The sequence below is a fragment of the Massilia sp. YIM B02763 genome (assembly GCF_030412015.1).
Lineage (GTDB): Bacteria > Pseudomonadota > Gammaproteobacteria > Burkholderiales > Burkholderiaceae_D > Telluria.
This window is the reverse complement of sequence record NZ_JASNRD010000009.1, coordinates 101,969-122,535: the sequence shown is the minus strand read 5'-3', so window position 1 is coordinate 122,535 and position 20,567 is coordinate 101,969. Positions and strand designations below refer to the sequence as shown.

Annotated in this window: 18 protein-coding genes; 9 read left to right on the top strand and 9 right to left on the bottom strand. The window is 67.5% G+C overall.

All coding sequences use genetic code 11. The annotated features are described in order from the left end of the window. The first annotated feature begins 98 nt into the window (after positions 1-98). The 3 genes from QPK32_RS13750 to QPK32_RS13740 are packed head-to-tail and all read left to right on the top strand — an operon-like array spanning position 99 to position 2,004. Positions 99-782, top strand: coding sequence for a glutathione S-transferase (locus QPK32_RS13750; RefSeq protein WP_290413382.1), 684 nt, complete (start codon positions 99-101; stop codon positions 780-782). 19 nt (positions 783-801) lie between these two features. Continuing rightward, positions 802-1,575, top strand: coding sequence for a 5'-3' exonuclease H3TH domain-containing protein (locus QPK32_RS13745; protein WP_290413381.1), 774 nt, complete (start codon positions 802-804; stop codon positions 1,573-1,575). Between the two features lie 24 nt (positions 1,576-1,599). Then, positions 1,600-2,004: an ANTAR domain-containing response regulator gene (locus QPK32_RS13740; protein WP_290413380.1), complete on the top strand. Its 405-nt coding sequence runs from the start codon at positions 1,600-1,602 to the stop codon at positions 2,002-2,004. Positions 2,005-2,010: 6 nt separating this feature from the next. On the opposite strand, the gene QPK32_RS13735 is transcribed toward QPK32_RS13740, so the two are convergent. Continuing rightward, positions 2,011-2,760: a GAF domain-containing protein gene (locus QPK32_RS13735; protein WP_290413379.1), complete on the bottom strand. Its 750-nt coding sequence runs from the start codon at positions 2,758-2,760 to the stop codon at positions 2,011-2,013. A 238-nt stretch (positions 2,761-2,998) separates the two neighbouring features. On the opposite strand from QPK32_RS13735, the gene QPK32_RS13730 reads away from it, so the two are divergent. After that, complete coding sequence (locus tag QPK32_RS13730; protein WP_290413378.1) at positions 2,999-4,807, top strand: bifunctional diguanylate cyclase/phosphodiesterase; 1,809 nt, start codon at positions 2,999-3,001, stop codon at positions 4,805-4,807. A 113-nt stretch (positions 4,808-4,920) separates the two neighbouring features. Here the strand turns inward: QPK32_RS13730 and QPK32_RS13725 are convergent, their stop codons facing one another. The 4 genes from QPK32_RS13725 to QPK32_RS13710 all read right to left on the bottom strand — a co-directional run bounded on the left by QPK32_RS13725 (position 4,921) and on the right by QPK32_RS13710 (position 8,983). Further along, positions 4,921-6,612 (bottom strand): methyl-accepting chemotaxis protein, encoded by a 1,692-nt coding sequence (locus QPK32_RS13725; protein ID WP_290413377.1) that lies wholly within the window; start codon positions 6,610-6,612, stop codon positions 4,921-4,923. Positions 6,613-6,725: 113 nt separating this feature from the next. Further along, positions 6,726-7,205: a chemotaxis protein CheW gene (locus tag QPK32_RS13720; protein ID WP_290413376.1), complete on the bottom strand. Its 480-nt coding sequence runs from the start codon at positions 7,203-7,205 to the stop codon at positions 6,726-6,728. 169 nt (positions 7,206-7,374) lie between these two features. Beyond that, positions 7,375-8,484 (bottom strand): tRNA 2-thiouridine(34) synthase MnmA, encoded by a 1,110-nt coding sequence (gene mnmA, locus QPK32_RS13715; RefSeq protein ID WP_290413375.1) that lies wholly within the window; start codon positions 8,482-8,484, stop codon positions 7,375-7,377. A 16-nt stretch (positions 8,485-8,500) separates the two neighbouring features. Beyond that, positions 8,501-8,983 carry an NUDIX hydrolase gene (locus tag QPK32_RS13710; RefSeq protein WP_290413374.1) on the bottom strand — a complete coding sequence of 161 codons (483 nt, stop codon included), beginning with the start codon at positions 8,981-8,983 and terminating at the stop codon, positions 8,501-8,503. A gap of 275 nt (positions 8,984-9,258) precedes the next feature. Here QPK32_RS13710 and QPK32_RS13705 point away from each other — a divergent pair, with 275 nt between their 5' ends. From QPK32_RS13705 to QPK32_RS13695, 3 genes are read left to right on the top strand one after another with little or no spacing between them, the layout of a single operon-like run. After that, positions 9,259-10,374 (top strand): Re/Si-specific NAD(P)(+) transhydrogenase subunit alpha, encoded by a 1,116-nt coding sequence (locus QPK32_RS13705; protein WP_290413373.1) that lies wholly within the window; start codon positions 9,259-9,261, stop codon positions 10,372-10,374. A 34-nt stretch (positions 10,375-10,408) separates the two neighbouring features. Next, on the top strand, positions 10,409-10,765 hold the full coding sequence (locus QPK32_RS13700; protein WP_290413372.1) for an NAD(P) transhydrogenase subunit alpha: 357 nt from the start codon (positions 10,409-10,411) through the stop codon (positions 10,763-10,765). After that, the gene (locus tag QPK32_RS13695; protein WP_290413371.1) at positions 10,762-12,219 is read left to right on the top strand and encodes an NAD(P)(+) transhydrogenase (Re/Si-specific) subunit beta; all 1,458 of its coding nucleotides are present in this window, start codon (positions 10,762-10,764) and stop codon (positions 12,217-12,219) included. Before QPK32_RS13700 ends, QPK32_RS13695 begins: the two co-directional genes overlap by 4 nt. 67 nt (positions 12,220-12,286) lie before the next feature. Here QPK32_RS13695 and QPK32_RS13690 read toward each other — a convergent pair whose 3' ends face one another. From QPK32_RS13690 to QPK32_RS13675, 4 genes are read right to left on the bottom strand one after another with little or no spacing between them, the layout of a single operon-like run. Then, positions 12,287-13,459 carry an FAD-dependent monooxygenase gene (locus tag QPK32_RS13690; protein ID WP_290413456.1) on the bottom strand — a complete coding sequence of 391 codons (1,173 nt, stop codon included), beginning with the start codon at positions 13,457-13,459 and terminating at the stop codon, positions 12,287-12,289. Between the two features lie 16 nt (positions 13,460-13,475). Then, positions 13,476-14,825: a Xaa-Pro aminopeptidase gene (gene pepP, locus QPK32_RS13685; RefSeq protein WP_290413370.1), complete on the bottom strand. Its 1,350-nt coding sequence runs from the start codon at positions 14,823-14,825 to the stop codon at positions 13,476-13,478. Then, positions 14,822-15,541: an N-acetylmuramate alpha-1-phosphate uridylyltransferase MurU gene (gene murU, locus QPK32_RS13680; protein WP_290413369.1), complete on the bottom strand. Its 720-nt coding sequence runs from the start codon at positions 15,539-15,541 to the stop codon at positions 14,822-14,824. The genes pepP and murU overlap by 4 nt, the downstream gene beginning before the upstream one ends. A gap of 19 nt (positions 15,542-15,560) precedes the next feature. Continuing rightward, complete coding sequence (locus QPK32_RS13675) at positions 15,561-16,619, bottom strand: aminoglycoside phosphotransferase family protein (RefSeq protein ID WP_290413368.1); 1,059 nt, start codon at positions 16,617-16,619, stop codon at positions 15,561-15,563. Between the two features lie 96 nt (positions 16,620-16,715). Here QPK32_RS13675 and QPK32_RS13670 point away from each other — a divergent pair, with 96 nt between their 5' ends. Both QPK32_RS13670 and QPK32_RS13665 read left to right on the top strand, forming a co-directional pair. Beyond that, complete coding sequence (locus QPK32_RS13670; protein ID WP_290413367.1) at positions 16,716-19,058, top strand: LPS-assembly protein LptD; 2,343 nt, start codon at positions 16,716-16,718, stop codon at positions 19,056-19,058. A 51-nt stretch (positions 19,059-19,109) separates the two neighbouring features. Further along, the gene (locus QPK32_RS13665; RefSeq protein WP_290413366.1) at positions 19,110-20,567 is read left to right on the top strand and encodes a peptidylprolyl isomerase; all 1,458 of its coding nucleotides are present in this window, start codon (positions 19,110-19,112) and stop codon (positions 20,565-20,567) included.

The window sequence follows — 20,567 nt, the reverse complement described above, 5'->3', positions numbered from 1 at the left end:
GCTCAGAGGCTACGTTCAGGGTGGATGTTTCTCCCATCGATTTTGGGCGGGCCGGCAACAGTGCTATGCTGGCGACCATCATTACCGCACGGAATCCCATGATCGTCGTCCATCACCTGAACAATTCCCGCTCCCAGCGCATCCTGTGGCTGCTGGAGGAACTCGGTCTGGAATACGAGATCAATAAATACCAGCGCGATCCGAAGACAATGCTGGCGCCGCCCGAACTGCGCGCCGTGCACCCGCTCGGCAAGGCGCCCGTGATCACGGACGGCGACGTTACGGTGGCCGAGTCCGGCGCCATCGTCGAGTACCTGGTCGGCCGCCATGGCGACGGCCGCGCGGACGGACCGCTGGCACCCGCGGCCGGCACGCCCGAGCGCCTGCACTACACCTATTTCCTGCACTACGCGGAAGGCTCGATGATGCCGCCGCTGCTGCTGAAGCTGGTATTCGACCGCGTCGAGAGCGGCCCGGCGCCGTTCTTCGTGCGGCCGATCGCGAAAGGCATCGCCGCCAAGGTCAAGGACAGCTTCGTGATGCCGCAGATCCGCCAGCACCTGGCCTTCCTCGAAGGCGAGCTGGGCAAGCGCACCTGGTTCGCCGGCAGCGCCTTCTCGGCCGCCGACATCCAGATGAGCTTCCCGCTGGAAGCCGCGGCGGCGCGCGGCGGGCTGGACGGGCAATACCCGAACCTGGTCGCCTTCCTGGAACGCATCCATGCGCGTCCCGCCTACCAGCGCGCGCTGGCGCGCGGCGGCAAGTACGACTTCGTGAAGTAAGGAAGGGCAGGCGCGGGACATGGCGAAGCTGCTGGCGATCGACGGCCTGAACATCGTGCGCCGCGTGTACGAGGCGAGCCCCGAGCCGGACTCGGACCTGAAGGCGAGCATCGCGCTGCGCCATGCGTTCTCGTCGTTCCGCAACCTGCTCGAGGCGCATGCGCCCACGCACGTGCTGGCCGCCTTCGACTACGGCGGCCCGAACTGGCGCCATGCGCTGTATCCGCGCTACCGCGAGGGACGCACGCCGATGCCGGACGTGCTGCGCGCGGCGCTGCCGGAATTCCACGAGCGCCTGCGCGCGGCCGGGCTGCACGTGCTGGCGCTGCCGGAGGTGGAAGCGGACGACGTCATCGCCACTGGCGTGATGCGCTGGCTGTCCGAAGGGCGGGGCGAGGCGGTGGTGGCGACCACCGACAAGGACCTGCACATCCTGGTCGCCCACGGCGCCCTGGTGTGGGATCATTTCAAGGGGGAGTGGCACGACGACGCATGGGTGCGCAATCGCTTCGGGGTCGCGCCCGAGCGCCTGCACGACCTGCTGGCGCTGATGGGCGACCCCACCGACGGCGTGCCGGGCGTGTCGAAGATCGGCATGAAGACGGCGGCGCGCCTGCTCAACGCCTACGGCGACCTGGATGCGGTCATCGCCGGCGCGGGCATCCTCAAGACGCCGCTGGGCGAGCGCCTGCGGGCCGAACGCGAGATCCTCGAGATCTCGCGCAAGCTGGTCCACTTGAAGCTGGACGTGCGCCTGGGCGTCACCTGGAACATGCTGGCCTACGAGGCCTGAATAGAACGAACAAGGAATCCAACGATGCTCAAGGCGATCATTGTCGACTCGAACGCGATCTCGCGCGGCCTGCTCAACACCGTCCTGGCCGACGGCGGCTACGACGTCGTCGGCCAGGCCCATACCGGCGTCGCCGCCTATGCGCTGGCGATCAAGCACCATCCGCAGATCGCCTGCATCGCGCGCGAACAGGTCGAGGACGGCAGCGGCATCGTCGAGCGCCTGCGCGCCGAACTGCCCAAGACCCTGATCTTCATGGTCTCGGGCACGCTCGACGCCCCCACCGTGCAGGCGGCGGTGGCGCGCGGCGTGCACGGCTTCATCGTCAAGCCGTTCAAGGCCGACACGGTGCTGCGCACCATCCGCAGCACCGTCATGGCCATCGTCAAGAAGCACCGCGCCGGAACCGATCCGGCACAGCCGGCCTAGGCGCGCTCAGCCGGTACGGCGCTGCAGTTCCTCGGAAGCGATCGCCGCCAGTTCGGCCAGCGCCTTCGCCTCGCGGTCGCGCAGGCGGCGCGGCTCGCGGTCGATCACGCACAGGGTGCCGAAGGCATGGCCGCTCGCATCGACCAGGGGTACGCCGCTGTAGAAACGGATGTGCGGCGCGCCGGTTACCAGCGGATTGTCGGCGAAGCGCGCGTCGCGCGTCGCATCCTCCACCGTGAACGGACCCCGCTGCAGGATCGTGTGACTGCAGAACGCGCTCTCGCGCGCGGTTTCCGGCATGTCGATCCCCACGCGCGACTTGAACCACTGGCGCTTCGAGGTCAGCAGCGTCATCAGCGCGATCGGGCAATCGGTGACCTGGGTCGCGAGCCAGGTCAGGCGGTCGAACACGTCTTCCGGCGCGCTGTCGACCAGGCCGCTGGCCTGCAGCGCGGCCAGGCGCGCGCGCTCGCCGGCGGGCACCGGATAGCGCGGCGCCGCGACGGGCAGGAATTCGGGATCGGGAGCAAGGACGAGGGGCGCCGAGGCAGCCTGGCTGCGCCCCGCCTTTTCCTCGAGCAGGCGGGTCACGGCGCTGAGCCGCACGCGGCGGTGGCCGCCCGGGGTTTTCCAGGAGGGAAGGGCTCCGCTTTCCAGCCACAGCTGGGCGGTACTGACGGCGACGCCCAACAGGCGTGCGGCCGCGGCGGTCGTCAACACGGGGTCTTGGGTGTCGACTTGGGTCGAGAGAGACATGGCTGATCCAAAAAGGACGATTGATCTATTTTACTTGGGGACTTTTCATACATCAACAAATCTGATGGATTTGATGTCGATGCGCGGCCAATACAAGGTTATACCGTTCGGTTGATTGTGTTCATAATCATTTAAAAACAAACAGTAACTTATCGAAAGTAGTTGTTGACTGACAGCAAGTATATCGTCAAACTCGACGAATTAGTCAATTCCATCAAATAAGGCATTGCGTTTTACCATGGATCTATCCCCACGCTTTCCGGTCGAAGCGGCGCGCCTGGAAGCATTGCGCAGGCTGGACCTGCTGGATACGCCGCCCAGCGAAGCCTTCGACCGCATCACGCGCATGGCCGCCGCGCTGTTCCGGCTGCCGATCGCGGCGATCTCGCTGACCGACAGCGACCGCCAGTGGTTCAAGTCGCGCGTGGGGGTGGACCATGACACGATCCCGCGCGCGGGCGCGCCCTGCGCCGAGGTGGCCGAGACGGCCACGATGCTGGTCGTTCCCGACCTGCTGCACCACGCGCGCTACCGCGGCAGCCTGCTGGCCGCCGGCGGCATCCGCTTCTATGCGGGCGCGCCGCTCGTCACGCAGGACGGCCATTGCCTGGGCGCGCTGTGCGTGCTCGGCCACGAAGCACGCGCCATCAGCGACGCCGAACGGGCGGCCTTGTCCGACCTGGCGGCGATGGCGATGGCCCAGATCGAGCTGCGCCATGCGCTGGGCCGTGTCGATCCGGCCAGCGGGCTGCCGAACCGCCAGCAGTTCATCGAGGACTACCAGGACCTGAGCCAGGATTGCCCGCGCGGCGAAGCGCGCCTGGCGGCCCTGGTCAGCCTGGCCAGTCCCGAGCAGGCCTGCAATGCCGTGCGCGCGCTGGGCGCGCCCTGGATCGACGAGATCGTGGCCGAGGCCGTGGACCTGATGAAGGCGAGCTTCGGCTGCGACACCACCGTGTACCACCTGGCGCCGACCGCGTTCGCCTTCGTCGCTCCGCGCGCGGCCGACCCGATCGGCTTCTGCGCCGAGCTGGAAAACTGGCTGCGCCGCCGCGCCGCGTCCACCACCGCGCGCTTCGTCACCACGGCGCGCATCGGGGTGGCGCCGTTCCGCATGCGCGTCACGCTGGCGGGCGAGCTGCTGCACGACCTGCATTCGGCGGTCCAGCAGGCGTCCGACCAGGGCGATGGCGTGGCCATGTTCTCGGCCGAGCGCGACGCCGCCTACCGCCGCCGGTTCTGGCTGGTCGAGGCATTCGGCGCCGCGCTGGACGGCGCGGCGGCCGGCCGCAAGGGCCAGCTGCGCCTCGTGTTCCAACCCAAGGTCGACCTGGCGGACGGCGCCTGCACGGGCGCCGAGGCGCTGCTGCGCTGGCGCCATCCGGAGACGGGCGACGTGTCGCCGGCCGAGTTCATCCCCGTGGTCGAATGCACGTCGATGATCCGCGCCACCACCAACTGGGTGCTGGAAGCGGCCATGCACCAGCTGGCCGCATGGCGCGCGGCCGGCCTGGCCATGCAGTTGTCGGTCAACGTCTCGGCCGTGAACCTGCTGGAGCCGGACTTCTGCGTGCGCGTGGTCGACGGCCTGCGCCGCCACGGCTTGCCGCCGGGGAGCCTGGCGCTGGAAATCACCGAGAGCGCGCTGATGCAGGACCCGCGCCGCGCGACGGCGGCGCTGCAGGCGCTGCACGCGGCCGGCGTGCACCTGGCCATCGACGATTTCGGCACCGGCTACAGCAGCCTGGCCTACCTGCAAAGCCTGCCGGCGCAGGTGGTCAAGCTCGACCGCTCGTTCGTGCGCGACATCGAGCGCGACGCGCGCAAGCGCTCGCTGGTCGCGACCATGATCGCGCTGTCGCACGACCTGGGGCACCGCGTGGTGGCCGAGGGCGTCGAGACGGACGCGGTGGCGGAGGTGCTGAAGGGGGCCGGCTGCGACGAGGCGCAGGGCTATCTGTATGCGCGGCCGCTGGAGGCGGAGGCGTTCGAGGCGTGGGTGGCGAAGCAGCGGGAGCAGGTTGAGCAGGTGCTCGTGCTCGTATAGCGTTAGCCCAAAAACGTCGTCCCCGCGCAGGCGGGGACCCAATGTTGTCTGCGTACCTGCACAGACAAAATTGGCCCCTGCCTGCGCAGGGGCGACGGTGTCGATTGCGTGGCTTAGAACTCTTCCCAATCGCTCTCGGTCGTCATCGCGGGCCGCTTGCGCAGCGCCGGTTCGGCCTTCACGGCCGGCTTGCGCGCAACGGCAGCCGGCTTGGCCGCCGCGATCGCCTTCCTGGCCACGGGCTGCGCACGCACCGCCGGCGCCGGTGCCGCCGCTTCCTCATGGTCGAGGCGGAAGATGCCCACGGCCTGGGCCAGCTTGTCGGCCTGCTCCTGCATCGCCGCCGACGCGGCCGAGGTCTGCTCGACCAGCGCCGCGTTCTGCTGGGTCGCCTGGTCCATCTGGGCGATCGCGGCGTTGATCTGCTCGATGCCCGCGGTCTGCTCCTGGCTGGCGTTCGCGATCTCGGCCATGATGCCCGTGACGCGGCGCACGCTGTCGACGATGTCCGTCATCGTGGCGCCGGCGTCGGCCACCAGCTTGCTGCCGTTCGCCACCTTGCCGCTCGAATCCTCGATCAGCTCCTTGATTTCCCTGGCCGCGGCGGCCGAGCGCTGGGCCAGGTTGCGCACTTCGCCGGCGACGACCGCGAAGCCACGGCCCTGCTCGCCGGCCCTTGCCGCCTCGACGGCCGCGTTCAGCGCCAGGATATTGGTCTGGAAGGCGATGCCGTCGATGACGCCGATGATGTCGGCGATCTTGCCGGACGCGGCGTCGATCTCGTTCATGGTGCCGACCACCTGCTCGATCACGGCGCCGCCGCGCTCGGCCACGCTGGAGGCGCCGGCCGCCAGCATATTGGCCTGGCGCGCATTGTCGGCGTTCTGCTTGACGGTCGAGGTCAGCTCTTCCATCGACGATGCCGTTTCCTCCAGCGCGCTGGCCTGCTGCTCGGTACGGCTCGACAGGTCCATGCTGCCGGCCGCCACTTCGCTGGAGGCGGTGGCGATGGTGCGGGTGCCGCCGCGCACGGTGGACACGGTCCGTGCCAGGTTCTCGTTCATGCGTTTGAGGGCTTGCAGCAGTTGGCCCACCTCGTCGTTCGCGCTTGCCTCGATGCGGCTGGTGAGGTCGCCGGCGGCCACGGTATTGGCCACGTCCAGCGCCTGCGCCAGCGGACGCGTGATCGACAGCGACAGGCGCCAGGCCACCGCGCCGGCGGCGGCCAGGATCGCCAGGCCGAGCACCGACATCAGCGTCAGCGCGCGCTGGTAGGTCGCCTCGGCGTCGCTGCCGGCGTGCTGGATCAGGTCGCGGTGCTTCTTGATCTGGGCGTTCATGGCCTTCTTGAGGTCCTGCAGCACGGGGCGGAAGTCGGTGACGAGGTAGGTCTTGGCGCCGGCCAGGTCGTTCCTGTCGATACGTGCCAGCAGTTCCTGCTGGACCTTCAGGAAGCGTTCGTTCAGCTCGCGCATCGTCGCGATTTCCGGATCGGTGCCGTCATGGGCGAGCAGCTCCTCGATCGCGGCGCGGCTCTTCATGACGACGGCCATCTGCGACTGGCGGTCGGCCGGGTCTTCGTTCAGGATCAGGTTGCGCTGCGCGATCGAGATGTTGTTGACCTGGTCGAGGAACTTGGTGGCCCCCTCGATCTTGGGCAGGCGGGTCTGGACGATGTCCTTCGTGCCCTGGTTGAGGTGGCGGAGCATGCCGATGCCCAGGGCGAGGGCGACGACGAGCATGGCGCAGATGACGCCGAAGCCGAGCACGAGGCGCGTGCGAAGTTTCAGGTTTCCCAGTTTCATATCAATGGTCGGAAGTGAGGCGGAGACGGCCACGGCGTCATGCCGTGGCCGGGAGAGGCACTGCGAATACTGCGGATGGTGCTGCGTATTACTGGTACTGCGTGTTGTCGCGATCAGGCGGCGGCGCGGGCGGCGGCAAGCAGGCCCATTTCCTCGGAGCCCAGCAGCTTGTCGATGTCCAGCAGGATCAGCATGCGCTCGCCCACGGTGCCCAGGCCGCGCAGGAACTCGGTCGACACGCTGGCGCCCATGTCCGGCGCCGGCTTGATCTGCTCCGGGGTCAGCGTCACGACGTCGGACACGCTGTCGACCACCATGCCGATCGTGTGGCCGTTGATGTTCAGAACGATGACGACGGTAAACGCGTCATAGGTCGGCGCGCCGACGTTGAACTTGATGCGCATGTCGACGATCGGCACGATGATGCCGCGCAGGTTCACGACGCCCTTGAGGTACTCGGGCGCGTTGGCGATGCGGGTGACGGCATCGTAGCCGCGGATTTCCTGCACCTTGAGGATGCTGATGGCGTACTCTTCACCGCCCAGGCGGAACGAGAGCACTTCGTTTGCATTGTTGTCGATGTCTTCGGCCATGATGTTTCCTTGATTGGATTTTTCCGTAAGGCAATATAACCGAAGATTACGATATTTTCGTTGCAGTTGCGATGGAGAAATGATAATCGGCGCGGGAAACGATACATTTTGCAGGATCGATGCAACACTTTCCCGCGCCGCCCCTGCCTGCGCAGGGGCGACGGTGGGTTCAGACTGCGCTGGCCGCGTCGATGATCCCGCCCCCCAGGCACACGTCGCCGTCGTACAGCACGGCCGACTGGCCCGGGGTCACCGCCCATTGCGGGTCGGCGAAATCGAGGGTGAAGCGCTCCAGCCCTTGCGGCGCGACGCTGCAGGCCACGTCGGCCTGGCGGTAGCGGGTCTTGGCCGACAGCGCGCGCGGTTCGGGGGCCTCGCCCGCGATCCAGCTGGCCTGGCCGGCGCCCAGTTCCTGCGACAGCAGCCACGGGTGGTCGTGGCCCTGCACGATATACAGGGTGTTGGTGGCGATGTCCTTGCGCGCCACGAACCACGGCTCGCTGGTGCCGTCGGCGTTCTTGTGCGACTTCAGGCCGCCGATGCCAATGCCCTTCCTCTGGCCCAGCGTGTAGAACGACAGGCCGACGTGCTCGCCCACGGTCTGGCCGTTGTCGAGCTTGATCGGCCCCGGCTTGTGCTGCAGATAGCGGCCCAGGAACTCGCGGAACGGGCGCTCGCCGATGAAGCAGATGCCGGTCGAATCCTTCTTCTGCGCGTTGGGAAGCTGCAGCTTCTCGGCGATCTTGCGCACTTCCGTCTTCGGGATTTCGCCCAGCGGGAACAGCGCCTTCGACAACTGCGCCTGGTTCAGGCGGTGCAGGAAGTAGCTCTGGTCCTTGGTCGCGTCGAAGGCCTTCAGCAGCTCGAAGCGGTCGGTCGCGCCGTTGTGGCGCACGCGCGCATAGTGGCCGGTGGCGATCAGGTCGGCGCCCAGCTTCATCGCGTGGTCGAGGAAGGCCTTGAACTTGATCTCGGCGTTGCACAGCACGTCCGGGTTCGGCGTGCGGCCGGCCTGGTATTCGCGCAGGAATTCCGCGAACACGCGGTCCTTGTACTCGGCGGCGAAGTTCACGGCCTCGATGTCCACGCCGACCACGTCGGCCACGCTGGCCGCGTCGATCCAGTCCTGGCGCGTGGAGCAGTATTCGGAGTCGTCGTCGTCTTCCCAGTTCTTCATGAACAGGCCGACGACCTCGTAGCCCTGTTCCTTCAGCATCCACGCCGCGACCGAGGAGTCGACTCCGCCCGACATCCCGATCACGACTTTTTTCTTGCTCATGTCAATTCTTCGCTATTTAGATTCCGCCCTCGAAGACCGAGTGGTCGGTGTACAGCAGGTTCAAGGGCGTGCGCTTGCCGGCCAGGTAGTCGTCCACGCATTTCAGCACGATCGGGCTGCGGTGGCGGTCCTGGGACGCGGCGATCTCGTCGCGCGTCATCCACAGCGTGCGCAGGATGCCTTCGTCGAGCGGCTGGTCGAACGACTTGCCGGCCTTGCCGCAGAAGGTGAAGCGCAGGTAGGTCACGTCGGTCCCGCGCGACTTCGAGTGGTAGCGCGACATGTACATGCCCACCAGCGCTTCCGGGATGAATTCGTGCGCCGTTTCTTCCAGCGCCTCGCGGATCACGGCCTGCTCGAGCGATTCGAGCGGGTCGAGGTGGCCGGCGGGCTGGTTCAGGCGGATGCCATCGCTGGTCTCCTCTTCGATCAGCAGGAAACGGCCGTCGCGTTCGATGATCGCGGCAACGGTGACTGACGGTCTGAAGGTATGGGTCATGCGCGTCCTTGAAAATGAGCCGACATTCTACCTTGATGGAACGCACATTGCTTACGCGCACGCTGCGACGCAACACGTTGGATTTCGGCGAATATTGATCTATGACAAGAAGATAGGGGCTTTTTACGAGCTGTGACGGGCAACATTGCAGAATTGGCTTTTGTTTACGAAAAACCACTGAAACCATGTGGCGTGGGTAAGGCTTGACGCCTCGTCCACCCGAGGATTCCCGCCATGCTAGATTCTAGACAGTTTATCAATGATAGGGAGACATCATGAAGATAGGCGTGCCGGCCGAAACGAAGCCAGGCGAAACCCGCGTCGCAGCCACACCCGAAACCGTCAAGAAACTGGCCGCCGCGCACGACGTGGTCGTGCAGTCCGGCGCGGGCCTGGCCGCCTCCGTCACCGACGACGCCTATGTGGCCGCCGGCGCGCGCATCGGCAGCGCGGCCGAGGCCCTGGGCGCCGAGCTGGTGCTGAAGGTGCGCGCGCCCGCCGCCGAGGAACTGGCCCTGATGCAGCCGGGCGCCGCCCTGGTCGGCATGCTCGACCCGTTCGACGCCGACGGCATGGGCGCCCTGGCCCGGCGCGGACTGTCCGCCTTCGCCCTGGAAGCGGCCCCGCGCATCACGCGCGCGCAATCGATGGACGTGCTGTCCTCGCAGGCCAACATCGCCGGCTACAAGGCCGTCATGATGGCGGCGAATGCCTACCAGCGCTTCATGCCGATGCTGATGACGGCCGCCGGCACCGTCAAGGCCGCGCGCGTGCTGGTCATGGGCGTGGGCGTGGCCGGCCTGCAGGCGATCGCCACGGCGAAACGCCTGGGCGCCGTGATCGAGGCGTCCGACGTGCGCCCGCCCGTCAAGGAACAGGTGGAATCGCTGGGCGCCAAGTTCATCGATGTACCCTTCGTCACCGACGAGGAGCGCGAGATCGCCCAGGGCACGGGCGGCTACGCGCGCCCGATGCCGGCCGACTGGATGCGGCGCCAGGCCGAACTGGTGCACGAGCGGGCGAAGCTGGCCGACATCGTCGTGACCACCGCGCTGATCCCCGGCCGCAAGGCGCCCACGCTGATCGGCGAAGAGACCGTGCGCGCGATGAAACCCGGCTCGGTGATCGTCGACATGGCGATCGCCCAGGGCGGCAACTGCCCGCTGACGGAATACGGCAAGACGGTCGTCAGGCACGGCGTGACCATCATCGGCGAACCGAACCTGGCGGCGCTGGTGGCGGCCGACGCCTCCGCCCTGTATGCGCGCAACGTGCTCGACTTCCTCAAGCTCGTCATCGACAAGGAGGGCCGGCTGGCCGTCGACCGCGAGGACGAGATCGTGCGCGCCGTGCTGGTCGCGCAGGGCGGCGACGTGCTGCGGGCGGCATGACGCGAACCACAAAAACGGAGACAGGAGAGCGCAAATGGAAATCAGTCACACGATCATCAACCTGATCATCTTCGTGCTGGCGATCTACGTCGGCTACCACGTGGTGTGGAACGTCACGCCCGCGCTGCACACGCCGCTGATGGCGGTGACGAATGCCGTCTCGGCCATCATCATCGTCGGCGCCATGCTGGCGGCGGGCCTGACCGAAGGCCTGGCGGGGCAGGTGGCCGGCACCGTCGCGGTGGCGCTGGCCGCCGTCAACGTGTTCGGCGGCTTCCTCGTCACCCAGCGCATGCTCGAGATGTTCAAGAAGAAGGAGCCGAAGAAGACGGCCGCCGCGGCGCAAGCCGCCGCCGTGCCCGATGCCGCCAAGGCGAAGGAGGCCGCATGAGCTTCGTCAGCATGAACGTCGTGACGCTGCTGTACCTGGTGGCGTCGGTGTGCTTCATCCAGGCCCTGAAGGGCTTGTCCTCCCCCGGTTCCGCGCGCCTGGGCAATGCCTTCGGCATGGCCGGCATGGGCATCGCGGTCGTCACCACCATCGCCCTGATGGTCAAGCTGAAGGAGCAGATGCAGACCGGTTCCATGGGATTCGGACTGGTGCTGCTGGGCGTGGTCGTGGGCGGCGCCATCGGGACGATCGCCGCGCGCCGCGTCGAGATGACCAAGATGCCGGAGCTGGTGGCGGCGATGCACTCGCTGATCGGCCTGGCCGCCGTGTGCATCGCGATCGCCGCCGTGTCCGAACCCTGGGCCTTCAACATCGCCGCCCACGGCGAGCCGCTCCCCTTCGGCAACCGGCTGGAACTGTTCATCGGCACCTTCGTCGGCGCCGTTACCTTCTCCGGTTCCGTGATCGCCTTCGGCAAGCTGGCCGGCAAATACAAGTTCCGCCTGTTCCAGGGCGCGCCCGTGCGCTATCCGGGCCAGCACCTGATCAACCTCGCGGTGGCGATCGCGATCGTCGTGCTGGGCCTCGTGTTCTGCTTCTCCGACGGCGCGGCGCCCGCCTGGACACCATTTATCATCATGGCGGTGCTCGCGTTCGTGCTGGGCGTCCTGATCATCATCCCCATCGGCGGCGCCGACATGCCGGTGGTGGTGTCGATGCTGAACTCCTACTCGGGCTGGGCGGCGGCCGGCATCGGCTTCTCGCTGAACAATTCGATGCTGATCATCGCCGGCTCGCTGGTGGGATCTTCCGGCGCGATCCTTTCCTACATCATGTGCAAGGCGATGAACCGCTCGTTCTTCAACGTGATCCTGGGCGGCTTCGGCGGCGAGGCCGCGGGCGGGGACGGCGGCGGCGCCAAGGAGCAGCGCCCCGTGAAGTCCGGTTCGCCCGAGGATGCCGCCTTCATCCTGCAGAACGCGGAATCCGTCATCATCGTGCCCGGCTACGGCCTGGCCGTGGCGCGCGCCCAGCACTCGGTGAAGGAACTGGCGGAAAAGCTGACGCACCACGGCGTGCAGGTGCGCTACGCGATCCACCCGGTGGCCGGAAGGATGCCGGGCCACATGAACGTGCTGCTGGCCGAGGCCGAGGTGCCCTACGACCAGGTGGCGGAGATGGAAGACATCAACGGCGAGTTCGGCCAGACCGACGTGGTGCTGGTGCTGGGCGCGAACGACGTCGTGAACCCGGCGGCCAAGGACCCGAAGTCGCCCATCGCGGGGATGCCGATCCTGGAAGCGTATAAAGCCAAGAGCATCATCGTCAACAAGCGCTCGATGGCGTCGGGGTATGCGGGGCTGGACAACGACCTGTTCTACCAGCCGAACACGATGATGGTGTTCGGCGACGCGAAGAAGGTGATCGAGACGATGGTGAAGGCGGTGGAGTGATGGTGGCTCCGTTCAACACCGGGGTCAGAGCCCTTTGAAAAGCAACACCGGGCTCTGACCCCTAGCGTTACCGCCGTCCGAACATCATCAACTCGGCCAGCAGCGTGCGCGCCGGCTTGAAGGTGTCCAGTGCCGCCAGTCCAAGCCCGAACAGCGGCTGCAAGGGCCCCCTGTTCGCGAACACGCGCGCCATCGTGTCCGTGATGCGGATGACGGCGCCGCGGTCGCGTTCGCGCTCGGCGGCGAACTGCGCGATCGCCTCCGGGCCGGCGTCACGATCCAATGAGCGCGCCAGCAAGCGGGCCAGCACCGCCGCGTCGCGCAGCCCCAGGTTCAGGCCCTGGCCGGCCACCGGGTGCAGCGTCTGCGCCGCGTTCCCGATGGCGACCGTGCGCCGCGTGAAGCGGGCGTCGGCGTTCAGGCCGAGCGGGAAGGCGACGCGTTCCGAGGCGCGGGTAAAACTGCCCAGGCGTTCGCCGAAGGCCTCGCCCAGGGCGCGCAGGAAGTCGTCGGCGCCCAGGTCCAGCAGGCGCTGGGCGCGGTCCGGATGCACGCACCACACGAGCGCGTACTGGTGGCCGTCGGCGCCGTCCTGCGGCAGTAGCGCGAGCGGGCCTTCGTCGGTGAAGCGTTCGAAGGCGCGGTGCGGGATCGCGGCGCTGCTGGACACGCGGGCGATGATCGCCGTCTGCGCGTAGTCGCGCCGCTGCGCGCGTTCTTCCTGGCTGCTGAACACGCCGCCTTCGGCCTGCACCGCCACCCGCGCGTCGACCTGGCGGCCGTCGTCCAGTTGCAGCAGCACGCGGTCGGGGTGTTCTTCCAGCGCGGCCACGCGCGCGGGACGCAGCACCTGCACGCCGGCGCGCTCGCAGGCGCGGGCCAGCGCATCGACCACGTCCCCGTAGCGCGCCACGTAGCCAAGGGCTTCCAGGCCGTGCTCGGCGCGGTCCATCAGGCTGCGGCCCAGGTGGCCGCGGCGCGAGACGTGGATGTCATGGATGGGCGTTGCCGATCCCGCCACGGCGGACCAGGCGCCGACGTCGTCCAGCAGCATGCGGCTGCCCCAGGCCAGCGCGATCGAGCGCGGGTCCGAGATCGCCTGGCCCAGCGCCCTGGCGTCGACCAGCACGATGCGCTTTCCGTCGACGCCCCGTTGCGCCATCAGCGCCGCCAGCGCCAGGCCGACGGGGCCGGCGCCGCAGATCGCCACGTCCACCTGCATGGTTTCCTTCTCGTTCATTGCGCTCATCCGGTCCTCATTCACCCCGTCCCACGAGGGCCTCGATCTCGGCCACACTCTTGGGCGCGTTGCCGGTCAGGATGCGGCAGCCGTCGTCGGTAACCACCACGTCGTCCTCGATGCGGATGCCGATGTTCCAGTACTGTTCGGGCACGCCCTCGCCGGGGCGCACGTAGATGCCCGGTTCCACCGTCAGCACCATGCCGGCTCGCAGGGGCCGCGACGGCTTGTCGGCGTGAGTGGTGTCGCGGTAGGCGCCGACATCGTGCACGTCCATGCCCAGCCAGTGGCCGGTGCCGTGCATGTAGAAGGGCACGTGGGCCTTGGCGGCGATGGCGTCGTCCACGCTCGCGTACAGGCTCCTGTCGACCAGCCCCAGGTCGAGCATGCCCTGCACCAGCACGCGCAGCGCGGCCTCGTGGAAGCCGCTGTACGGCCGGCCCGGGGCGATCGCCGCGAACGCCGCTTCCTGCGCCGCCAGCACCAGTTCGTACAGCGTGCGCTGGGCGTCGCTGAAGCGGCCGTTGACGGGGAAGGTGCGGGTGATGTCGGACGCGTAGCCATCCAGCTCGCAGCCGGCGTCGATCAGCACCAGCTCGCCGTCCCGCGTTTGCCGGTCGTTGGCGTTGTAGTGCAGCACGCAGGCATTCGCGCCCGAGGCGACGATCGAGGTATAGGCCGGGAACTGGGCCCCGCTCTTGCGGAACGCGTACAGCAGTTCCGCTTCCAGTTCGTATTCGAACACGCCGGGACGGGCGGCGCGCATCGCGCGCGCATGCGCCTGGCCCGAGATGGCGCCGGCGCGCGCCATGATGGCCAGCTCGGCGTCGTCCTTGACCAGGCGCATCTCGTCGAGCAGGGGCAGCAGGTTATGGAAGGCATCCGGCGCCGTCGTGCCGCTGCGCGCGAGCGCGCGCACGGCCTTGACCCAGCCCTGTACGCGCGCATCGAGCGCCGCGTTCGACGCCAGCGCATAGTACAGCGCCGGCGCGTTGGCCAGGATGCGCGGCAGTTCGGTGTCGATGGCGTCGATCGGATGCGCCTCGTCGACACCGAAGGCGTCGCGGGCGGCCTGGGGCCCGTAGCGGAAGCCGTCCCAGATCTCGCGCTCGGGATGCTTTTCGCGGCAGAACAGGATGGAGCGCGCCGGACGCTCGCCGTGCGCGGCCACCAATACCAGCACGCTGTCCGGCTCCTTGAAGCCGGTCAGGTAGTAGAAGTAGCTGTCGTGGCGGTAGGGATACTCGCTGTCGCCGTTGCGCGTCGTTTCCGGCGCGGTCGGCAGCACGGCCACCGCGCCCGGCTGCATGCGCGCGGCCAGGCGCGCGCGGCGCGCGGCGTAGTCGGCCTCGGGCGCCGCCGTCATGGCTTGTGCGCCGTCTTCGGCGGCGCATTCAGTTCTTCGAGCTGCTGCACGGTGCCCACGTTGACCCATTGGCCGTCGTAGATCTCGCCGCCGACGCGGCCCTGGTCGATGAACTTGCGCATGAGCGGGCCGAATTTCAGGAACTCGCCGGCCTTGATCCCATCGAACATCTCCGGACGATAGACGCCGATGCCGGCGAAATTCCATTTCGGGTCGCCGTCGTTGCTCAGCGTGTACATCGTCATGCCGAAGTCGCCTTCCGGGTTGTGCCACGGGTTGGGCGTCAGGTACAGCCAGGCGATGTCGCGCTTTTCGGGCGGAATCGGCTGGCCCACGGCATCGGTGTCCTTGAGCGCGTCGAGCGCCTGCTCGAAGTCGAAGTAGGGCGCGTAGATGTCGCCCGAGACGGCCAGGAAGGGCTCGTCGCCCAGCAGGTGCAGGGCGTTGGCGATGCCGCCGGCCGTTTCCAGCGGCGTCGGCTCGTGCGAATAGACGATGCGCGCGCCCCAGCGGCTGCCGTCGCCCAGTTCCTCCTCGATCATGTGGCCGAGGTGGGAATGGTTGATGACGATGTCCTTGATGCCGGCGCGGACCAGGTTGATGACGTGCCAGACGATGAGGGGGCGGCCGCGCACCTTCAGCAGGGGCTTGGGGCAGGTATCGGTCAGCGGACGCATCCGCTCGCCGCGCCCGGCGGCGAAGATCATGGCTTTCATGGAGGCGTTCCTGCGCTGTTCAGAAGGTGTAGCCGACCGACGGCGCCTTGTCCTCGAAGGAATCGAGCAGGCGCGCGAGCGGCTTCAGTTCGGTGTAGCGGTTGGCGGTCTTGCGCACGTAGTCCATCACGGTTGGCAGGTCGCCCATGTAGATCGGCTTGCCGTCACGGTAGTTCAGGCGGCAGAAGATGCCGAGGATCTTCAGGTGGCGCTGCAGGGCCATGTATTCGAAGTCGCGGTAGAACGCGTCGATGTCCGGATTCACGGGCAGGCCGACCTGCTTGGCGCTTTGCCAATAGCGCACCACCCAGTCGAGCACGAATTCCTCGTCCCACTGGATGTAGGCGTCGCGCAGCAGCGAGGCCAGGTCGTAGGTGACGGGGCCGTAGACGGCGTCCTGGAAGTCCAGCACGCCCGGGTTGCCCTGGTCGAGGAACATCAGGTTGCGGGAATGGAAATCGCGGTGCATGAACACCTGCTGCTGGGACAGCACGTTGGACGCGATGGCGTCGAATACCTTGTCCAGCTGCGCGCGCTGGGTCTCGTCGATGGTCACGCCCAGGTGGCGCTCGACGAACCACTCGGGGAAGATGTTCAGTTCGCGCATCACGAAGGCGCGGTCGAACTCGGGCAGCACGCCCGGCTGGCTCGCGAGCTGGAACTTGATCAGGGCATCGACGGCGTCCGAATACATGAAGTTGGCATTGTCGGCGTCGAGGCGCTGCAGATAGGTGGTGGTGCCGAGGTCGGACAGCAGCAGGAAGCCGTTGTCGACGTCGCGCGCGACGATGGCGGGCACGGTGACGCCGGCGTCGAACAGCAGGCCATCCACATGGATGAAGGCCGGCACGTTCTCGCGCTCGGGCGGGGCATCCATGGCGATCAGGGTGTCGCCCAGCTTGGCGCGTAGCGCCGGCACAACATCGAGGCGGAAGTAGCGGCGGAAGCTGGCATCGGACGAGGCAGGGCGCAGGCTCCCCACCTCGACCAGGTCCAGGGTGCCGAGCCATGCGGTCAGACGGGCCAGGCGGGCATCCTTGTCGAGGGCGGTGGGAAGGTGTTGAGACGAAGAAGACATGAAGCGTCCTGAGATGAAACCGGTTGGTGAAAATATTCCCATATAATAAGGGATTAAATCCAAAAAATCGCCCTCTATGGTGCAACGCGATCTTCCATGAGCTGGAAAACGGCCCTACCATTCCCGTCGCGGCGAGCCGCCGCCTTGTCCGCCTTCGTCGCCGTGGCCTCGGGCCCGCTGTACGCACAGACGACGCAACCTGCGCCGGACGCATCGACCGCGGCCGCCGGCCCCGCCGTGCCTGCTGCCATGCCTGCCGCCGCGCCCGCCGCGCCGGCAGCGAGCACGCGCGCCGACGAGCAGGAACTGCCCGTCACCATGCGTGCCGAGGAGCTGACCGGCCGTCCCGACCGCGAACTGAACCTGTACCGCGACGTGGAAATCACGCGCGGCGCCACCGGCATCACCGCCGACACCGCCTGCTACCGGCGCGTCGAGGACGAGGTCACGGCCGAGGGCAACATCAATATGTGGCGCTTCGGCGACCGTTACAAGGGCGATGCGCTGCAGCTGAACCTGGAAACGGGCAAGGGCTGGGTCACGAACCCGTCCTACCACCTGGCGCTGAACAATGCCCAGGGCACGGCCCGGCGCATCGACTTCCTCGGCGAGGACCAGGCGGTGGTGCAGGACGGCACCTATTCGACCTGCGAAGGCCCGGACCCGGACTGGTACCTGAAGTCGAGCACGCTGCGCCTGGACCAGGGCCGCGACATCGGCACCGCCGGCAAGACCATGATCTATTTCAAGGACGTGCCGATCCTGGGCACGCCGGCAATGTCGTTCTCGCTGTCGGGCGCGCGCCGCTCCGGCTGGCTGCCGCCGACCATCGGCTCGGGCTCGAAGGGCTCGGGCGAGGTGATGGTGCCGTACTACTTCAACATCGCCCCGAACCGCGACCTGACCGTGTACCCGCGCCTGATCTTCAACCGCGGCCTGCAGCTGGGCGCGACGGGACGCTATATCGGCGAGACCGAGCGCGGTCCGTACAACGGCGAGACCCACATCGAGGTGCTGCCGAACGACCGCGTGGCCAAGACCGACCGCTGGTGGATCGATACCCTGCACAGCCAGACGCTGGCACCGGGCTGGACCTACGGCTGGAATGCCCACGCCGCGTCCGACGACGAATACCCGTCCGACTTCTCGCGCACGGTGGCGGCCAGCGCCGAACGCCAGCTGCTGCGCGAGCTGCGCACCGACTACTGGAGCCAGTACTGGAGCCTGAACGCACGCGTGCAGAGCTACCAGGTGCTGCAGGATCCGGGCGCGGCGGCCAATCCGGCGCTGACGGTGCCGCGGCCGTACGACCGCCTGCCGCAGATTAACTTCCACGCCGGCCGCTACGACGTGCTGGGCGGCTTCGACTGGTCGATGGACGCCGAGCTGGTGCGTTTCTCGCACCCGGATCCGACCCAGGTGCAGGGCAACCGCGCCAACCTGGTGGGTCAGGTCAGCTACCCGATCGTGCGCCCGGGCTGGTTCTTCACGCCCAAGGTCATCATGCATGCCACACGCTACGACCTGGACAGCAACCCGAACAACCCGGACGCCGTGCGCCAGATCAACCGCACGCTGCCGACGGTGTCGCTGGACTCGGGCCTGATCTTCGAGCGCGAAGCCTCGTTCTTCGGCCGCGAGGCCACCCAGACGCTGGAGCCGCGCCTGTTCTACGTGCGCACGCCGTACCGCGACCAGAGCGACATCCCGAACTTCGATACGGGCGTGGCCGGCTTCAACTACGCCCAGCTGTTCACCGAGAACCGCTTCGTCGGCGCCGACAAGGTGTCCGACGCGAACCAGCTGACCGCCGCCATCGTCTCGCGCTTCATCGAAAGCAGCGGCATCGAGCGCCTGCGCGTGGCCGTCGGCAGCCGCTACTACTTCACCGATCCGGAAGTGCGCCTGGACGCTAGCGAACAGCGCAACCAGAAGCGTTCGGACGCGCTGCTGGCCGCCTCCGGCCGCATTTCCGAGGCCTGGAGCTTCGACAGCGGCGTACAATACGATGCGCAGCAGCGCAGCCTGTACAGCTCGAACTTCGGCGTGCAGTTCGCGCCGGCGCCGATGAAGGTGCTGAACCTCGAGTACCGCTTCCAGCGCGACACGTCGGGCCTCGTCAACGGTTTCCGCAACGCCGACGTTTCCGCACAGTGGCCGCTGGGACGGCGCTGGTATGGCGTGAGCCGGGCCAGCTACTCGATCCGCGACCGCAAGCTGCTCGAGGGCCTGCTGGGCCTCGAATACAAGGCCGATTGCTGGATCTTCCGGATGGGCGCGCAGCGCTTCGTGACGGCATCGCAGACCGTGTCGACGCCGATCTTCTTCCAGATCGAGCTGAACGGCCTGTCGCGCCTGGGCTTCGGCAATCCGCTGGAAACCTTCAACAAGAGCGTGACCGGCTACACCCGGCTGAATACCAACGTCGGCCGCCCTTGAGGCGGCGGGCGGAGGACAACTAGAAACCCTGAAATGAGTGCTTCCCTGACTATGCGTTCCACCAGTATTCAAGCAGCGCGCCTGCGTCAAACCAAGCTGGCAGCGCTGCTGCTGTGCGCTTTCGCGACCGGCAGCGTCCTGGCCCAGGCTGCCGCTCCGGCCGCTCCGGCCGCCCCGGCACCTGCTGCCCCGGCCGCTGCGCCCGCGGCCCAGGCGCCGGCAGCCGCAGCCAAGCCGAACACGGGATTCCTGCCGCCGGCATCGAGCAGCGCCAAGGTCATCGACTCGGTCTACGTGATCATCAACGATGAAGTCATCACCAAGCGCGAAGTCGACCAGCGCGTGGCCGAGATCACCCAGCGCCTGCAGGCCCAGCAGGCCCAGCTGCCGGCCCCGGACGACCTGCGCCGCCAGGTGGTGGAAGCCATGATCACCGAGCGCGCCCAGCTGCAGCTGGCCAAGGAGATGGGCGTGCGCGTGGGCGATACCGAACTCGATCGCGCCATCGGCCGCATCGCCGAGAACCAGAAGATGAGCGTGCAGGACATGCGCAACGCGATGGAAAAGGAGGGCATGACCTTCCCCGCGTTCCGCGAGCAGATCCGCAACGAGATCATGATGCAGCGCCTGATCGACCACGAGGTCGACAGCAAGCTGCAGGTGTCGGAAGCCGAGATCGACACCTACCTGGCCGCCGAGAAGGCCGCCGCCGCCGAGCGCGTCGAGATGAACATCTCGCAGATCCTCGTGCGCATCCCGGAGAATGCCTCGCCCGAGCAGATCGCCGCCCGCAAGGCGCGCGCCGACGAAGTCGCGCGCCAGCTGCGCACCGGCGCCGACTTCGCCAAGATGGCCGCCACCTATTCCGACGCCCCGGACGCCCTGAAGGGCGGCGAGATCGGCTGGCGCGACCCGGACCGCCTGCCGCCGCTGTTCGCCGGCGAGCTGCGCAAGATGAAGCCGGGCCAGGTGACGCCGGTACTGCGCACCAACGTCGGCTTCCACATCCTCAAGATGGCCGACGTGCGCAAGCAAGCGCCGCAGCAGCCGCAGGGCGAGGCAGTCATCCAGCAGACCCACGCGCGCCACATCCTGCTGAAGGTCACCCCGACCCTGACGGCCGACGAGGCCAAGAAGAAGCTGGCCGACATCAAGGCCAGGATCGACAGCAAGCAGATCACCTTCGAAGACGCGGCGCGCCAGTTCTCGAACGACGGCTCGGCATCGAAGGGCGGCGACCTGGGCTGGCTGGCGCCGGGCGACGCGCTGCCGGAATTCGAGAACCCGATGAACGCGCTGAAGATCGGCGAGGTCTCCGACGTGGTCCAGACCCCGTTCGGCTTCCACCTGATCCAGGTCCTGGAACGCAAGAGCGAAGACACGTCGAAGGACCGCGAACGCTCGATGGCGCGCCAGGTCCTGACCGACCGCAAGCGTAACGAAGCGCTGGAAGACTGGAGCCGCCAGATCCGCGACCGCGCCTACGTCGAGTTCCGCGAGGAGCAATAA

Coding starts and splice junctions, on each gene's coding strand:
- QPK32_RS13750 (WP_290413382.1), top strand. CDS start 99: ATGATCGTCGTCCATCACCTGAACAATTCCCGCTCCCAGCGCATCCTG.
- QPK32_RS13745 (WP_290413381.1), top strand. CDS start 802: ATGGCGAAGCTGCTGGCGATCGACGGCCTGAACATCGTGCGCCGCGTG.
- QPK32_RS13740 (WP_290413380.1), top strand. CDS start 1,600: ATGCTCAAGGCGATCATTGTCGACTCGAACGCGATCTCGCGCGGCCTG.
- QPK32_RS13735 (WP_290413379.1), bottom strand. CDS start 2,760: ATGTCTCTCTCGACCCAAGTCGACACCCAAGACCCCGTGTTGACGACC.
- QPK32_RS13730 (WP_290413378.1), top strand. CDS start 2,999: ATGGATCTATCCCCACGCTTTCCGGTCGAAGCGGCGCGCCTGGAAGCA.
- QPK32_RS13725 (WP_290413377.1), bottom strand. CDS start 6,612: ATGAAACTGGGAAACCTGAAACTTCGCACGCGCCTCGTGCTCGGCTTC.
- QPK32_RS13720 (WP_290413376.1), bottom strand. CDS start 7,205: ATGGCCGAAGACATCGACAACAATGCAAACGAAGTGCTCTCGTTCCGC.
- mnmA (WP_290413375.1), bottom strand. CDS start 8,484: ATGAGCAAGAAAAAAGTCGTGATCGGGATGTCGGGCGGAGTCGACTCC.
- QPK32_RS13710 (WP_290413374.1), bottom strand. CDS start 8,983: ATGACCCATACCTTCAGACCGTCAGTCACCGTTGCCGCGATCATCGAA.
- QPK32_RS13705 (WP_290413373.1), top strand. CDS start 9,259: ATGAAGATAGGCGTGCCGGCCGAAACGAAGCCAGGCGAAACCCGCGTC.
- QPK32_RS13700 (WP_290413372.1), top strand. CDS start 10,409: ATGGAAATCAGTCACACGATCATCAACCTGATCATCTTCGTGCTGGCG.
- QPK32_RS13695 (WP_290413371.1), top strand. CDS start 10,762: ATGAGCTTCGTCAGCATGAACGTCGTGACGCTGCTGTACCTGGTGGCG.
- QPK32_RS13690 (WP_290413456.1), bottom strand. CDS start 13,459: ATGAACGAGAAGGAAACCATGCAGGTGGACGTGGCGATCTGCGGCGCC.
- pepP (WP_290413370.1), bottom strand. CDS start 14,825: ATGACGGCGGCGCCCGAGGCCGACTACGCCGCGCGCCGCGCGCGCCTG.
- murU (WP_290413369.1), bottom strand. CDS start 15,541: ATGAAAGCCATGATCTTCGCCGCCGGGCGCGGCGAGCGGATGCGTCCG.
- QPK32_RS13675 (WP_290413368.1), bottom strand. CDS start 16,619: ATGTCTTCTTCGTCTCAACACCTTCCCACCGCCCTCGACAAGGATGCC.
- QPK32_RS13670 (WP_290413367.1), top strand. CDS start 16,716: ATGAGCTGGAAAACGGCCCTACCATTCCCGTCGCGGCGAGCCGCCGCC.
- QPK32_RS13665 (WP_290413366.1), top strand. CDS start 19,110: ATGCGTTCCACCAGTATTCAAGCAGCGCGCCTGCGTCAAACCAAGCTG.